At 59.6% G+C, this 14,052-nt stretch carries 12 protein-coding genes; 11 read left to right on the top strand and 1 reads right to left on the bottom strand.

Annotated elements, in window-relative coordinates:
* The first annotated feature begins 301 nt into the window (after window positions 1-301).
* The 5 genes from AC1EKG_RS04885 to AC1EKG_RS04865 all read left to right on the top strand — a co-directional run bounded on the left by AC1EKG_RS04885 (window position 302) and on the right by AC1EKG_RS04865 (window position 4,902).
* Window positions 302-2,842, top strand: a complete 2,541-nt coding sequence (locus tag AC1EKG_RS04885; RefSeq protein ID WP_278614573.1) for a DMSO/selenate family reductase complex A subunit — start codon at window positions 302-304, stop codon at window positions 2,840-2,842.
* 70 nt (window positions 2,843-2,912) lie between these two features.
* Window positions 2,913-3,296 carry a twin-arginine translocase TatA/TatE family subunit gene (locus AC1EKG_RS04880; protein WP_278614572.1) on the top strand — a complete coding sequence of 128 codons (384 nt, stop codon included), beginning with the start codon at window positions 2,913-2,915 and terminating at the stop codon, window positions 3,294-3,296.
* The gene (gene tatA, locus AC1EKG_RS04875; protein ID WP_004806774.1) at window positions 3,296-3,733 is read left to right on the top strand and encodes a twin-arginine translocase TatA/TatE family subunit; all 438 of its coding nucleotides are present in this window, start codon (window positions 3,296-3,298) and stop codon (window positions 3,731-3,733) included. Before AC1EKG_RS04880 ends, tatA begins: the two co-directional genes overlap by 1 nt.
* 33 nt (window positions 3,734-3,766) lie before the next feature.
* Window positions 3,767-4,570, top strand: a complete 804-nt coding sequence (gene tatC / locus AC1EKG_RS04870) for a twin-arginine translocase subunit TatC (RefSeq protein ID WP_004806776.1) — start codon at window positions 3,767-3,769, stop codon at window positions 4,568-4,570.
* Between the two features lie 74 nt (window positions 4,571-4,644).
* Complete coding sequence (locus AC1EKG_RS04865; RefSeq protein ID WP_004806778.1) at window positions 4,645-4,902, top strand: DUF6457 domain-containing protein; 258 nt, start codon at window positions 4,645-4,647, stop codon at window positions 4,900-4,902.
* A gap of 353 nt (window positions 4,903-5,255) precedes the next feature.
* On the opposite strand, the gene AC1EKG_RS04860 is transcribed toward AC1EKG_RS04865, so the two are convergent.
* The gene (locus tag AC1EKG_RS04860; RefSeq protein ID WP_278614571.1) at window positions 5,256-5,933 is read right to left on the bottom strand and encodes a TetR/AcrR family transcriptional regulator; all 678 of its coding nucleotides are present in this window, start codon (window positions 5,931-5,933) and stop codon (window positions 5,256-5,258) included.
* A 246-nt stretch (window positions 5,934-6,179) separates the two neighbouring features.
* Here AC1EKG_RS04860 and AC1EKG_RS04855 point away from each other — a divergent pair, with 246 nt between their 5' ends.
* The 6 genes from AC1EKG_RS04855 to AC1EKG_RS04830 all read left to right on the top strand — a co-directional run bounded on the left by AC1EKG_RS04855 (window position 6,180) and on the right by AC1EKG_RS04830 (window position 14,046).
* Window positions 6,180-8,630, top strand: coding sequence for a DMSO/selenate family reductase complex A subunit (locus tag AC1EKG_RS04855; RefSeq protein WP_239181493.1), 2,451 nt, complete (start codon window positions 6,180-6,182; stop codon window positions 8,628-8,630).
* 213 nt (window positions 8,631-8,843) lie between these two features.
* A complete protein-coding gene (gene uriH, locus AC1EKG_RS04850) occupies window positions 8,844-9,809 on the top strand; it encodes a uridine-preferring nucleoside hydrolase UriH (RefSeq protein ID WP_004806786.1) in 966 nt (321 codons plus the stop codon).
* Window positions 9,810-9,844: 35 nt separating this feature from the next.
* Window positions 9,845-11,236 (top strand): uridine transporter UriT, encoded by a 1,392-nt coding sequence (uriT, locus tag AC1EKG_RS04845; RefSeq protein WP_004806788.1) that lies wholly within the window; start codon window positions 9,845-9,847, stop codon window positions 11,234-11,236.
* On the top strand, window positions 11,233-12,213 hold the full coding sequence (locus AC1EKG_RS04840) for a LacI family DNA-binding transcriptional regulator (protein WP_004806791.1): 981 nt from the start codon (window positions 11,233-11,235) through the stop codon (window positions 12,211-12,213). Before uriT ends, AC1EKG_RS04840 begins: the two co-directional genes overlap by 4 nt.
* A 9-nt stretch (window positions 12,214-12,222) precedes the next feature.
* Window positions 12,223-13,176 (top strand): ribokinase, encoded by a 954-nt coding sequence (locus tag AC1EKG_RS04835; protein ID WP_004806793.1) that lies wholly within the window; start codon window positions 12,223-12,225, stop codon window positions 13,174-13,176.
* A gap of 183 nt (window positions 13,177-13,359) precedes the next feature.
* Window positions 13,360-14,046 (top strand): DMSO/selenate family reductase complex B subunit, encoded by a 687-nt coding sequence (locus tag AC1EKG_RS04830; RefSeq protein WP_004806794.1) that lies wholly within the window; start codon window positions 13,360-13,362, stop codon window positions 14,044-14,046.
* Window positions 14,047-14,052: the final 6 nt, after the last annotated feature.

Genomic DNA, 14,052 nt, shown 5'->3' with positions numbered 1-14,052 from the left:
TAGAGCCCCACCCTGGTGCTTGCTTGCCACATTGGTGCCTGCGAGTTTGGCCGGCTTGCCCGACGCACGGCGCGCGTATGCCGCTTTCCCCAGGTCAAACGGCGCAGACGGCGGCGATTGGGAAGGCTCCTGTTACCTAATTCTGGTATTTTCGACGGGCCCAGCGAGCAACACGCCTCTCTTTAAACCTACTGCGAGCTGGACTTTTAGCGCAGCTTCCCAAACGTCCCAGACGTATACGTCACCTGTCACTTAGTCTCGTATTTCACCAGGTGGCCAGCCCATGTAGAAAGGAGCAGTCATGGCTAATCCCTCCAGGAGGCAGTTTCTGAAGTGGTCCGCACTAGCTGGGAGCACGGGGGCGCTCGTGGCTTGCTCGTCCAAGCCGGGGCCCGTCCCAAAGAAGCTAGTTGCCAACGGCACGGGGGCCACTAACGCCGACAAGACTGTCTGGAGCGCCTGCACCGTCAACTGCGGGTCCCGCTGCCCACTGCGCCTGCAGGTCAAAGACGGGCGAGTAATCCGCGTGCTGCCGGACAACACCGGAAACGACACGCTCGGTTCACAGCAGGTGCGTGCCTGCCCTCGTGGGCGTTCGATACGCCAACGCATCTACAACCCGCAACGGCTAAAGCGCCCTATGAAACGCAAACCCGGCACGAAGCGCGGCGACGGGAAGTGGGTGCCAATCAGCTGGGAGCAGGCCCTCACCGAAATCGCAGACAAGATGAAACAGCTGAAGGCCGACTGGGGCAACGAATGCTTCTACATCCAATACGGCACCGGAGTCTTGGGCTCCACGATGGCTTGCTCGTGGCCGCCAGAGCAGACGCCCATGGCTCGCCTACTCAGCACTTTCGGCGGATACTTGGACCACTACTCTGATTATTCGACCACGAACATCACCCAGGCCTACCCGTACTTTTACGGCGAATGGCAGGCTGCCAACAGCTTTGACGACGCCGCGAACGCAAGACTGCAGGTGATGTTCGGCAACAACCCGCTCGAGACCCGCATGTCCGGGGGCGGGCAGACCTTCGTAACGCAAGCCACCAAGCGCAAGAGTGGGGTCAAAACCATTGTGATTGACCCGCGCTATTCAGAAACGTCGGTCGCGCTTGGCGACGAGTGGGTGCCCCTGCGCCCGGGCACGGACGCCGCTTTGGTGGCGGGAATGATTTACGTAATGCTGCAAGAAAACCTGCACGACCAGGCCTTTTTGGACAGGTATTGCGTTGGCTTCGACGAAGCTCACATGCCCGCTGGCGCCCCCAAGAACGCCTCCTACCGCTCCTACCTGGAAGGGAAGGGCAAAGACGGGATCGAGAAAACTCCGCAGTGGGCTGCGAAGATTACGGGGGTGCCCGCCGGGCGGATTCGCCAGCTGGCACGCGAGGTTGCGGGGGCCAAACCGTGCGCTATCACCCAGGGGTGGGGCCCGCAGCGGCACGCCAACGGTGAAAATGTTGCCCGAGCTATCTTCCTGTTGGCTTGCGTAACCGGGAACGCGGGCATTGCCGGGGGCGGTCCGGGCGCGCGCGAGGGCGGGGTGTCCCTGCCCGTGACAAAGACTTTTTACGAGGATGTCAAGAACCCGTCCATGAAGATCATTTCGGTCTTCAGCTGGTTAGACGCCATTGAACACGGGCCACAAATGGACACCTTCAATTCCGGAGTTGGGCTAAAACCGGAGCTTGGGGTGCGCTCCCTGAAAGTACCGGTTGACGAGGGCGGCAACCCCACCAACACCCGCCTTGCCACGCCCATCAAAGCGGTGTTCAACTACGGGTCGAACTCGCTGGTAAATCAGACCGGCGACAACAACCACTCGGTAGAAATCCTGCGCGACGAATCCAAGTGCGAACTGATCGTAACGTGCGACATTATGCAAACAGTTACAGCACGCTATTCGGACTACCTGCTGCCGGGCACGTCCACCGCCGAAGAATCCGACTACCACCCCGGCGAAAACGCCACCCCCATGGCCTACGGCATCGTCTCCGAACAGGCCATCGAGCCGCTGTACGAATGCAAATCCATCTTCGACATTTGCACTGCCCTAGCCGAAAAACTCGGCATCAAAGACCAGTTCACCGGCGGGAAGACCCGCGAACAGTGGCTGAAGGAAACCGTCGACACCGGCCATGCCGAAGACCCAGATTTACCCACCTACGAAGAGTGGAAAAAGATGGGCATCTTCCGCAAAAATATGGGCGCCACCATATCGATGGAAGACTTCCGCAAAGATCCGGACGCAAACCCGCTGTCTACGCCCTCGGGAAAAATAGAGATCTATTCTGAGCGCCTTCAAAAGATGGCCCAAAAGTGGACATTCGGCAAATTCCGTCCCAAGCTGGCCGGCGACGTTATTACGCCTCTCCCCGAACACGTCAACACCTGGGAAGGGGCCGAGGACGCCGCCACCAACAAGAAGTATCCGCTGCAGGTTATCGGCCACCACTTTAAGGCACGCACGCACTCTTCGTACGGCAACGTGGCATGGCTAAAAGAAGCGCACATCCAAACCGTGTGGATGAACCCGGCAGACGCCAAGGAACGCGGGATAGAAAACGGGGATCTGGTGTTCGTCTACAACGACCGCGGTACCATCCGCCTGCCCGCCAAGGTGACCACCCGCATCGCCCCGGGAACCATGTCTGTGCCGCAAGGAGCCTGGTACGATCCCCGTCCCGCCTCCGAAGTTGCCCCTCCCGAGGGCGCCAACCCGGACAAGCCTGTAGACGTGGCCGGATCAGTCAACACCCTGTCCTCACTGCATCCCACTCCCATAGCCAAAGGGATGGGCGTACACACGATCTTGGCGCAGGCCGTCAAGGCGTAAGATCGCAGCCGGTAATCCGGCAGCTGGCAGGATTCAAGATGCAGGTAGACTATTTCGGGAAGGAGGCGCCATGTTTGGGATAGACGGAGCAGAATTTCTGATCATCCTTGTCTTGGCGGCTCTACTGTTAGGCCCTAAATCTGTGGCGCAAGCGCTACACGGGCTGCGTACACTGCTGGCAGCTTTCCGCAACTGGTCGGCGCGGCTGCGAGCCGAAACGCTATCCAATTCTGCCGGCCTTACCGAACAAGACATAAAAAACCTGCAAATGCTACGAGACTTCGACCTTTCGAAGTACAGTCCGAAGCAAATGGTGCGCGAGGCCGTCCAGGAGGAACTGAACGAATGGATGAAGCAGGCGCGCAGTTCAAGCCCCGCCAGCGATGCTGGCACCGCCGCTGGCAGCAATCCCCCAGTTTCTGGGGAACAGTCAGCCCCCGATGGAGGTAAATAGTGAGACCCAGCCACATAATTGTCATCGTAGTTATTCTGCTAGTGCTGTTCGGCGCCTCGAAGCTGCCGGATATTGCCCGGTCGTTAGGCCAGTCCGCCAAGGTCCTGAAGAAGGAAATGCGCGAACTTTCCGAGGACGACGCGGCACCCTCCCAGCAGGCGCAGGTACAGGCGCAGCCGAGTCAGCAAAGCCAGCCGGTGCAGCAGTACCAGCAGCCAGCGACGCAGCCTGGCCAGCCGGCAACGCAAGTGCCCCCGGTACAACCGACTCAGCCGATGCAGGCAACCCCGCCGGTGCAGCAGTACCAGCAGCCCGCACAGCCGCAGCAATACCAGCCGCAGCAGAACCCGCAGATTCCGCTCCAGCAGCAGCCGGTTCCGCCGCAGCAGTTTCAGGAAGGGCAAGGCCCGGCCCAGCCTCAGAACCCAGCTAACTAGTAGGTCATGAAGCGAAACAACCCGCAGGGACGCATGCCCATTGCGGCCCACCTAGCCGAACTGCGCAGGCGCCTTATCTTCGCCCTCGGGGGGATTCTACTCGGCGCAGTAGCAGGCTGGTTCCTTTACGACCCGGTCATGGCATTTATGACGGATCCGCTGAGGGAGCTGCGCACGACGGGCACACAGATCAACTTTCAGACCATCGGAGCAGCTTTCGACCTGAAATTGCAAGTATCCATTTGGCTAGGCGCACTGCTTTCTTGCCCGTGGTGGATATTTCAGATCGGCGCGTTCATCGCCCCCGGCCTACGCCGAAAAGAAAAACTGTATGTCGCCATCTTCGGACTGGTAGGCGTCGCCCTCTTCGTAGCAGGAGCAATCACCGGCGTTTGGGTAGCCCCGAAGGCCGTGCGCATCTTACAGTCATTTGTACCGGTAGGAGGCGTCTCCCTACTACAGGCCTCTAGCTACATCAGCTTCTACATGCGCCTAGTAATCCTATTTGGGCTGTCCTACCTGCTGCCCGAGGTCCTGGTACTAGCTAACTTCATGGGTGTACTATCCGCGCGCACCATGCTGAGGGCATGGCGGTGGGTGGTGCTCGTCTGTTTCGTGTTTGCGGCGATCGCGAACCCGCTGCCGAGCCCGTGGCCCATGACCGTACAGGCGCTCGTGCTGGTGGCACTATACCTGTTTGCGATACTGATCTCGTGGATACGCGAACGCTACCTTGCCTACGGGTGGCGGCTCCGCCCAAAGGCGGGGGCCAAGGCAGCCGAGGGCGAGCCGGTGCAAAACTCACGGCGGCAAATCCCCCGCAAACGCGTCGACTAGTTTGCCCTTCCCCGGTAGAAAGCCGCTGCGGATTAGTGTGTGCATAATGGTATGGACTTATCGAAGGAGACATCATGGCAGACCCAGCAAAGAGCCCCCAGATGGCCGAATGGCTACAAGACGTCGCAAAACACTTGCAGTTGCAGGACAATCCCCTACCGGAGGCTCAGGAAGAACTACTGAACATGGTGGGCAAGGTTGCCCACGGCCCATCCCGTCCTGGCGGACCGCTGACCGCCTTCCTAATCGGATACGCAGCAGGCAAAGCCGACATCGATCCGGCAAAGGCTGCCCGCGAAATTGGCGAATTAGCCCAAAACTGGCCGGCTTAACTGCTGGCAGGTGCGCAGCCGGTAGGTGTTAGTAGGCAAGCTGGCCGAAGCGACTGTGCTTTCGGCCCACTTTTGCTGCCTACTTGAAGCGCACGCCCTCGGCGAAAGCACACGCCCTCGGCGAAAGCACACGTCCTCGTCGAAAGCACACCAAGCAGTGCAAATTTCGATGAGCCCTCGACCATCCGATGTGTTTTGGAGGGCTCAATGCGCTTCGGACCATTCAATGCGCTTTGCAGCGAAGGCTAGAGTCGACCATTTTGCCGGCCACCACGGCCACCACCTCAGTGGCCACCGCGCCAAGTCTTGCCAAGCCCCCGCGTTTCCAGCAAATCCTTAACTTACCGCCCGCGTTATTTATCGCCCTCGATGAAGCCACGTCGTGGCATCGAGGCCTTGCCAGATTCATTTAGGTGCACCAGCTGCCATGGCGGGGCAAGCGTCAGGTAGGTAGCAACAACCTCGCGGGCGCTCGCACTCATTCCGGTACGCAGCCACGCAGTAATGATGGCGATCATGTTGTGTAGCTGTTGCGACACAGCCATTTCCACCCACAAGTCAGTAGCCTGCCATTCCAGGCGCGCAGCGAAATCGGCAACGTAGGTGCGGAACACTTCCTCTAGTCGGGTGGCAAATAGGGCCCGCACTGACGAGGACGTATTCTTCACAAACACTTGACTGTAAATTTCCGGATCACGAGCGATCACTTCCATGATAGCCACATATATGCTGGTCAGGCGCTCGCGGGTATCTACTGCGCCCTCGCCCAGCAGTTTGGCCAGGGCAGAAAAGTGCGGTTCCAGTTGGCCCGTCAGATAGTCCGCCAGAAGATGAGCGGGACTGGGGGCATGCTTATAGAACGTTTGTCTTGCAACCCCGGCTCGCCCCGTCAGTTCAGAAACAGAAATGTCGTCTACGTTGCGTTCCTTAGCTAGCTCAACCAGGGCACTAACGAGGGCGGCCCGCACCCTCTTATACCGCGGATCGTCTTGGGGGCTGCGACGCACGCCGACACTCTGGGGAGCGCTCACGCGACCTCCTTCACCGATCCGCAAATTTTGCCAACACAAAGCACCCGTCAGTTTATACCAACTATTGGCGCCCCTCCTGGGCCCGGGCGCACCGTGCAGGTAGCCGACCGCCCTCGCCCATTAAGGAAAGGTGAGCGCTGCGAAAGTCGCCGTCTCTTTACAGCCTAAAACCCACGTTCGTGGGAGGCTCTGCAACAATGAAGCCAAGCACTAATAGACACTTGTCGTTAAAGCAAAGAGGTAGCGGTGAAAGATTTGAAATCGGCTTCAGGCCCAACTCGTCGTTCCTTCCTAAAATGGTCGGCCGTCGCGGGAGCAAGCGCCGGACTGGTGGCATGCGCCAAAGAAGACGTGAAGTACTCCCACCCTGGCAAGGGCAACCTGGTAGCCAACGGCACCGGGCGCACCGACGTTGACCGCACAGTTTCGTCCGCATGCGTGGTCAACTGTGGCTCCCGCTGCCCGCTACGCTTACAGGTCAAAGACGGCACGGTCGTGCGCGTCCTGCCGGACAACACCGGGGACAACACCATCAAGAACCGCAACATTCTTGCCTGCGTTCGAGGGCGAAACATGCGCGAGCGCATCTACAACCCCGACCGCATCAAGACCCCGCTAAAGCGTGTCGGAAAGAAACGCTCGGATGGCAAATTCAAGGCAATCAGCTGGGATGAAGCCTTCGACATTATTACCAAACAGCTGCGCTACACCTACGACAAGTACGGCCCTGAATCGGTATACAAAAACTATGGGTCGGGCGTATGGAACGCGCACGTGGCCTACTCGGGCGGCTGGCACCGCCTCTTCAACCTGCTCGGCGGGCACCTGGGCTACTACGGCAACTACTCCTACCTGCAGATTTCCCAGTGCACCAAGTACGTCTACGGGGCGGCGGACGAACAGATCTCGAACTCGTTGGAAGATTCCATCGACAATTCCAAGCTGATCGTGTTCTGGGGCAACAACCCCCTGGAGACTCGCATGTCCGGTGGCGGCATCGCCTTCACCGCCACGCAGGCACACAAGGCGGGCGTGAAGATCATCGTGGTGGACCCGCGGTATTCGGATACGGCCTCGACCATCGCCGACCAGTGGATCCCCATCCGTCCCGGCACCGACGCAGCGCTAGTGGCCGCCATGGTCCACGTAATGCTGAAAGAAAACCTGCACGACCAGGCCTTCCTTGACAAGTACTGCATCGGCTTCGACGAGGCACACATGCCAAAGGGTGCCCCCAAGAACGCCTCCTACCGTTCCTACGTGGAAGGAAAAGGCAAGGACGGGGTGGAGAAGACCCCCGAATGGGCAGCCCCGATTACCGGTATCCCTGCAGACACCATCCGCAAGTTTGCGCGCGAGGTCGCCACTTCCGGCCCCGTAAATATCAACCAGGGGTGGGGCCCGCAGCGGCACGCGAACGGCGAAAACCAGGCCAACTCGATCTACTTGCTGGCATGCGTTACCGGCAACGTGGGTATTCCCGGCGGCGGCACCGGCGGACGCGACGGCTACTACTGGCCCAAGTCCGTGTGGATGGACGACGGGGAAAACCCGGTTGAAACCACCATTAGCTGCTACAAGTGGACCGACGCCATCGACCATGGGCCGGAAATGACCGCCCTGAAGGATGGGGTGCGCGGCAAGGACAAGCTGGACGTGGGCATCAAGTTCATGGTGATTTACGGTTCCAACATGCTGTCTTCGCAGCACGGCGATATAAACCGCACCCGCGAGATTCTGGATGACGATTCTAAGTGCGAATTCATCCTGGGCATGGACAACCAGATGACCGCCTCCATGAAGCTGTGCGACCTGGTTCTGCCCGACACTACGACCTCGGAAAGATGGGACTTGATCCCCAGCGAATACACGGGCGAACTGGCCTACGAAATCATGGCAGAAAAAGCCATCGAACCGCTATACGAATGCCGCTCCTCTATTGACGTGACTGCCGAAATCGCCCGCCGCATGGGCATCGGCGACAAATTCTCGCAGGGCAAGAAGACCACCGAAGATTGGGCACGCGAAATTCAGGATGTCACCCGCAAGGACAACCCGGAATTCCCCACCTTCGACGAGCTGCGCAAGATGCGTGTCTACCGCTACCCCTCCAAGGAGCACGTGGTGCCGCTGAAGGAATTCCGCGAAGATCCCAAGGCGAACCCGCTGGATACGCCCTCGGGAAAGATTGAGCTATATTCCTCCCAGCTGGCAGAACTGGCAAAGACCTGGCAGTTCCCGAACCCGCTGCCAGGGGACGAGATCACGCCCATTCCCGCATACGTTCCAACGCGCGAGGGCGTCGAAGAGGCACGCACCAACAAGAAGTACCCGCTGCAGGTCATTGGGCATCACTACAAGTCCAGGACTCACTCCACCTACGGAAACCTGTCCAAGAACCGCGAGGCACACCCGCAAAAGGCGTGGATCAACACCGCCGACGCGAAGGAACGAGGCATCCAAAATGGCGACCAGGTGCTCATTTTCAACGACCGCGGCAAGATCCAGACGCAAGCCTTCGTATCTCCGCGTATCGCCCCCGGCGTCGTGTCAGTACCGCAGGGCGCTTGGGTCGAGTGGGATAAGGACGGCGTTGACCACGGCGGCGCGATGAACGTGCTCACCTCACTGCACACCACTCCTCTGTCGAAGGGCAACGGGCAACACACAAACCTGGCTCAGGTGAAGAAGGCGTAATAACACATCCCGCTACTGCGTCCGGCTCGCTTCCGGCCGGGCGCAGGCGGGGCCATATTTTTTAACATCAGCGCAGGATTTCGGCACTACCGCAGGCTTTATGGGACTGCTATACTCGGCTGTGCAAACGTTTGCATACGCATCTACGCAGGCAAGCAAAACTAACAACTACATAAACGCTAAAGACTCAGACTGTTCCATATGGAGGCAACGATGCCACGGAAGATAATCCTGGACTGCGACCCAGGACATGACGATGCGGTAGCCATGATGTTGGCGTGGGGCAACCCGGAAATAGAACTCGCGGCGGTAACTACCGTGGGCGGCAACCAGACACTGCAGAAAGTAACGCGCAATGCGCTCAGCGTCGCCACCGTGATCGGAATGCACGACGTGCCCATCGCGGCCGGTTGCAAGAACCCGCTGGTGCGTCCTGTAGAAATTGCCGAGGACGTACACGGAGACACCGGCTTAGATGGGGTAGACCTTCCCGAACCGGCAATGCAACTCGATCCGCGCCACGGCGTGGACCTGATCATTGACACCATCATGCAGGCAGAACCGGGCGAAATTACCCTGGTTCCCACCGGTCCTCTAACCAACATCGCAATGGCCGTTCGCAAGGAACCGCGCATCGTGGAACGCGTGCGCGAGGTCGTCCTCATGGGCGGCGGCTACCACACCGGCAACTGGTCGCCAGTTGCCGAATTCAATATCAAGGTTGACCCCGAGGCCGCCCACGTCGTATTCAACGAAAACTGGCCGGTGGTAATGGTGGGCCTGGATCTGACTCACCAGGCGCTGGCAACCGACGACGTGGCCAAGCAGATCGCCGCACATCCTGGCCCGGTATCGGACTTCACCCTGGGGCTGTTTGCCTTCTTCCGCAAGGCCTACAAAGATGCCCAGGGCTTCGACTTCCCGCCGGTGCACGATCCGTGTACCGTCGCCTATCTGATCGACCCGGCAATCGTAAAGACCGTGAAGGTTCCAATCGACATCGAATTGACTGGCACTCTTACCCTGGGAATGACGGTAGCCGATTTCCGCGCTCCAGCTCCAGGGGACTGCCACACTTGGGCAGCAACCGAGTTGGACTTCCACAAGTTCTGGGACGTAGTCACCGATGCCATCGATCGCATTCAGAAACAGTTGCCCGCCCACCAATCTGCAAACTAACCCGGCAAACAACCCATCGATAGCAAGGCGAATAAATGAATTCGACTAAGACCCGTTCCGTAGCCGCAGTGATGACTGCGCTGCTCATTGCCTGTTTTGCGTTCCAGCTGAACGCCTCCATGCTCTCGCCGGCACTGGTGACCATGGAGAAGGAACTGCACACCGACGCCAACACCATTGGACTAACCCAAACGGTGTTCTTCACCGGCGCTGCCCTCTTCTCACTATTCCTCCCTCGCCTCGGCGACATCATTGGCAGGCGCAAGCTGCTGGTAGCAATGATGACGCTGACCGGCATCGGCTGCGTGCTTTCTGCCCTGGCAGGCACTTTTGAATCCGTGGCGTTGCTGATGATCGGCCGCCTAATTCAAGGCGTCGCCGGCCCCACAGTGCCGGTGTGCCTGATCATCTTGCGCCAGGCAGTTACTGACAACAAGCTCTACGGCACCCTAATGGGGGTTATCACCGCTGTAAACGGTGGCATCGCCGGCGTAGACGCCCTGGCTGGCGGTTACCTGGCTGGCCACTTCGGCTTCTCCTCGGTCTTCTGGGTAATGGCCCTTATCGCCCTCATAGCGGCGGGATGCGTCCTGGTCATGACTGACGAAACTAGCATCGACACGCCTGTTCCCATGGACTGGCTCGGCACGCTACTGCTGGTCATAGCCGTAGGTACGGCTCTTGTAGCCATCAACGAGGCGGCCAAACTCGCCGCTGCCAAGTGGGTGCTAGTCGTGATATTGGCGGTCGTTTGCGTACTCAGCGCACTCACCTTCTGGCGGCGCGAGGGCGCCACGGCTCACCCGCTCGTCACCACCACTTACCTGAAGGCCCGCTCCACCTGGGCATTGTTGACCACCACCCTACTGACCATGACCGGCGTCTTCGCCATCATGAACGGCATCATCCCCGCCCTCGCACAGGACGGCGAGGTAGGAGCGGGCATGGCCGCAGAGGTCGTCTCGTTGTACACCTTGACGCCCTACGCGATCGCCGGGCTAGCCATGGGCCCAGTCGCTGGCACGCTGGCAGGCCGCATCGGCTACCACAAAGTGCTGCGCATCGGGCTAGCTGGCACCATCATCGGACTGATACTGACCATCTTCAGTGTTTACCACCCCACCCCCGCATTCTTGCTGATCATTTCCATTTTCGTGGGTATCACCTACGCGGGCATTGGAAACATCATGCTAAACGGGCTGGGCATTGAGCTCTCGCCCGCTGACAACCCCGGATACCTGCCGGGCCTGAACGCGGGCGCCTTCAACCTAGGCGCAGGCATGTCATTCGCGGTACTGTACGCGATCAATACAGCTGCCGGCATGGGCCAGCACGGCTACGTCGTTACCACCGTCGCCGGCGCCATCCTGCTGTGCGCAGCCTTCGCGTTCTCTCTATTGATTCCGAAGCACGCACCCCAGCAATGATCACCCAAAAGGAACTGGCTCAAAGGCTCGGGCTTTCCGTATCCACGGTGTCCCGAGCCTTAGCCGGCTCCACCAAACTTCCTCCCGAAACCGTAGAGCGCGTGCAGGGACTAGCCGCACAAGTCGGCTACCGCCGCTACCGTCCCGCCTCCGCACTGCGCACGCGCCGCACCGGAGTAATCGGCCTGGCAGTGGGCGACATAGACAACCCCTATTTCGCTTCCTTGGCCCATCACATTGAACGAGAAGTAGACAAAGTCGGCCTCTCACTCCTAATCGCAAACAGCCAGGAAGACCCCACGGCGCAAGAAAAAGTCATCGGTTCCATGCTTGCGCAGGGCGTAGACGGTCTCCTGCTGGTGCCCACCGGAGAGGCGAGCCCCCTTACTATCCGCCTCATCAACCAGGTACCCACTGTGGCCGTAGACCGCGTCCTGGATGGGACCGAGTTGGACTGCGCCCTCGTCGATAGCGCCCTGGCGGTGGTCCAGTTGGCCGCGCACCTGGCCCAAAATGGCTACTTCCGTCCCGCCATCTTGTGCGGTCCCACCGACACGTCTACCGGGATCTCGCGCGCCGAGGCCGTAGCCGCGGCTTTGCGCCGACACTTTCCGGATGCCCCTATCCCCACCGGGCACGTGCCGCACAACCCGAATCTTGCCAGGGCGGCCTGCGCCAAGTTACTTTCTAGCAACGACGTTGACGCACTAGTAGTGGGCGGGAACATGATTGCCCTCGGCGCATTGCAATGTTTACAGGAGACGAGAGCACAGATCGGCCTCGCCACGTTTGATGACCTGCCCTGGTTTAGCTATTTGCGCCCGTCTTTGACCGCGATTGCGGCTGACCCTGCGGCACTTGCCCGAGCCGCTACCACACTGCTGCGCCGGCGCATCAATTCGCCCTCTGCCAGTCCAAAGACCATCTTTCAGCCCGCAACGCTGCGGCTGCGAAACTCAACAACCCGCCTCTCTTAGGAGTAAAACATGCAGCTCAATTCCCTTTTAGAAACTCTTACCGCCACGCCCGGCAAGGTCGCGGTTGTGGGCTCCCTGAATGCTGACCTAACCGTACGCACCGCTGATTTTCCGCGCCCCGGACAAACAGTTACCGGCCAGGACCTGGTGATCCTGCCCGGCGGAAAGAGTGCCAACCAGGCAGTGCAGGCGGGCCTGTTGGGCGCGCATGTGAGCATGGTCGGTGCCGTGGGCCGCGACGCCAACGGGCAGCTGCTGCTGGATTCACTCGATCAGGCCGGGGTGGACACAGCCGCCATCGAGCGCATCGATACTCCTACTGGCACCGCCATCATCACAGTGAACGATCAGGGCGAAAATACGATCGTGGTATCGCCGGGAGCCAACGGCAGCGTGGATGCTGCCACCGTTTCGAAGCACGCCCACCTGATTGAAGAGGCCGACGCCTTGGGGATTTGCCTGGAGGTCAGCTTGGAAGCGGCTTGCGCTGCCGCCGCAATTGCTCGCGCGGCTGGCACGGTCGTGTTTTTCAATAACTCTCCGTTCCGCCCCGACCTTCCCACGGAACTGATGCAGAACGTCGATGTTCTGATCGTCAACGAACATGAGCTTCGGGACATGCTTGCCCACCAGGATTTAGAGTTCTCAGACTGGGAGCAGGCTGGCCGAGCTCTGTCCACTTTGGGCGTGGCCAGAGCCGTGATCACTTTGGGGGCCGAGGGGTCGCTAGTGCTCGCCGGCGAGCAGATAACTAAGGTGGCTCCCTATCCCGTGAATGCGGTGGATACTACGGGCGCGGGCGACTCCTTCTTTGCGACCTTGTTGGCAGCCACTGCTGCCGGCTTAGATCTTGCCGAGGGCGCCCACGTCGCCTCCGCAGTTTCCGCTTTTTCAACCCAGAAACTGGGGGCGCAAGCTTCCTACGCCGAGGCGGGCACAGTTTCGGCGGCGTTCTGCCGCTAGCCAGGCACGTTCTACCCGGATAAGTAGTGCCTTCGCCCTCGCCCAATAAAGAAACACCTGGGTGCCCTTAAAGTAGCCGGACTTGGCCCATTTTCTGCGGCAAAATCCCTGCTTACTATAGTTGCCCATATACGTAAGCGACACCTGTCGCCGAAACTTCGGATAGAACATGAGGAGGAAGCGATGGCGCAGAACGTGATCCCCCAACCGGGCAGACACGACACGGCAGACGAACCATTCACGCAGAAAGACGCCGGGTACGGATTTGTTTTCGACCAGACTCTGTGCAACGGATGCAAGGCCTGCCAAATCGCTTGCAAGGACAAGCACGACCTACCCGTGGGCATGAACTGGCGCCGCGTGATCGAATACACAGGTGGATCTTGGCATACCAACAAACAAGAAGGTACCTTCACCCCATCGGTATTCAGCTACTACACCTCCATCTCATGCAACCACTGCGAAAACCCCATCTGCATGCGAGTTTGTCCGACCACCGCGATGAGCCGCCGCGAGGATGGCACGGTCTACGTCGACCAAAGCAAATGCGTTGGTTGCCGCTACTGCCAGTGGGCGTGCCCTTACGGAGCGCCACAGCTTGACTCACGTACCGGACACATGTCAAAGTGCGATTTGTGCTACGACTACCGAGAGCAGGGGCAAAACCCAGCTTGTGTCGACGCCTGTCCCACTCGCGCTCTCGGCTGGGGGCCCATTGACGCGCTTCGCAAGGAATTCGGGTCGGAGGCAGGTATTGCCCCGCTCCCTGACCCGTCCATTACCAAGCCACACCTGGTAGTGAAACCGCACCGTGATGCTCAGAAGTGGGACGAAGGCACGGGCACTATTCAGAACCCTAAAGAACTCTAGTTAGGG

It is taken from the genome of Winkia sp. C0117E2, assembly GCF_056590455.1.
The sequence above is the reverse complement of the archived record's forward strand: the minus strand, read 5'-3'. Positions and strand labels throughout refer to the sequence as shown.

Coding starts and splice junctions, on each gene's coding strand:
- AC1EKG_RS04840 (WP_004806791.1), top strand. CDS start 11,233: ATGATCACCCAAAAGGAACTGGCTCAAAGGCTCGGGCTTTCCGTATCC.
- uriT (WP_004806788.1), top strand. CDS start 9,845: ATGAATTCGACTAAGACCCGTTCCGTAGCCGCAGTGATGACTGCGCTG.
- AC1EKG_RS04835 (WP_004806793.1), top strand. CDS start 12,223: ATGCAGCTCAATTCCCTTTTAGAAACTCTTACCGCCACGCCCGGCAAG.
- AC1EKG_RS04830 (WP_004806794.1), top strand. CDS start 13,360: ATGGCGCAGAACGTGATCCCCCAACCGGGCAGACACGACACGGCAGAC.
- tatC (WP_004806776.1), top strand. CDS start 3,767: ATGCCCATTGCGGCCCACCTAGCCGAACTGCGCAGGCGCCTTATCTTC.
- AC1EKG_RS04865 (WP_004806778.1), top strand. CDS start 4,645: ATGGCAGACCCAGCAAAGAGCCCCCAGATGGCCGAATGGCTACAAGAC.
- AC1EKG_RS04885 (WP_278614573.1), top strand. CDS start 302: ATGGCTAATCCCTCCAGGAGGCAGTTTCTGAAGTGGTCCGCACTAGCT.
- uriH (WP_004806786.1), top strand. CDS start 8,844: ATGCCACGGAAGATAATCCTGGACTGCGACCCAGGACATGACGATGCG.
- AC1EKG_RS04880 (WP_278614572.1), top strand. CDS start 2,913: ATGTTTGGGATAGACGGAGCAGAATTTCTGATCATCCTTGTCTTGGCG.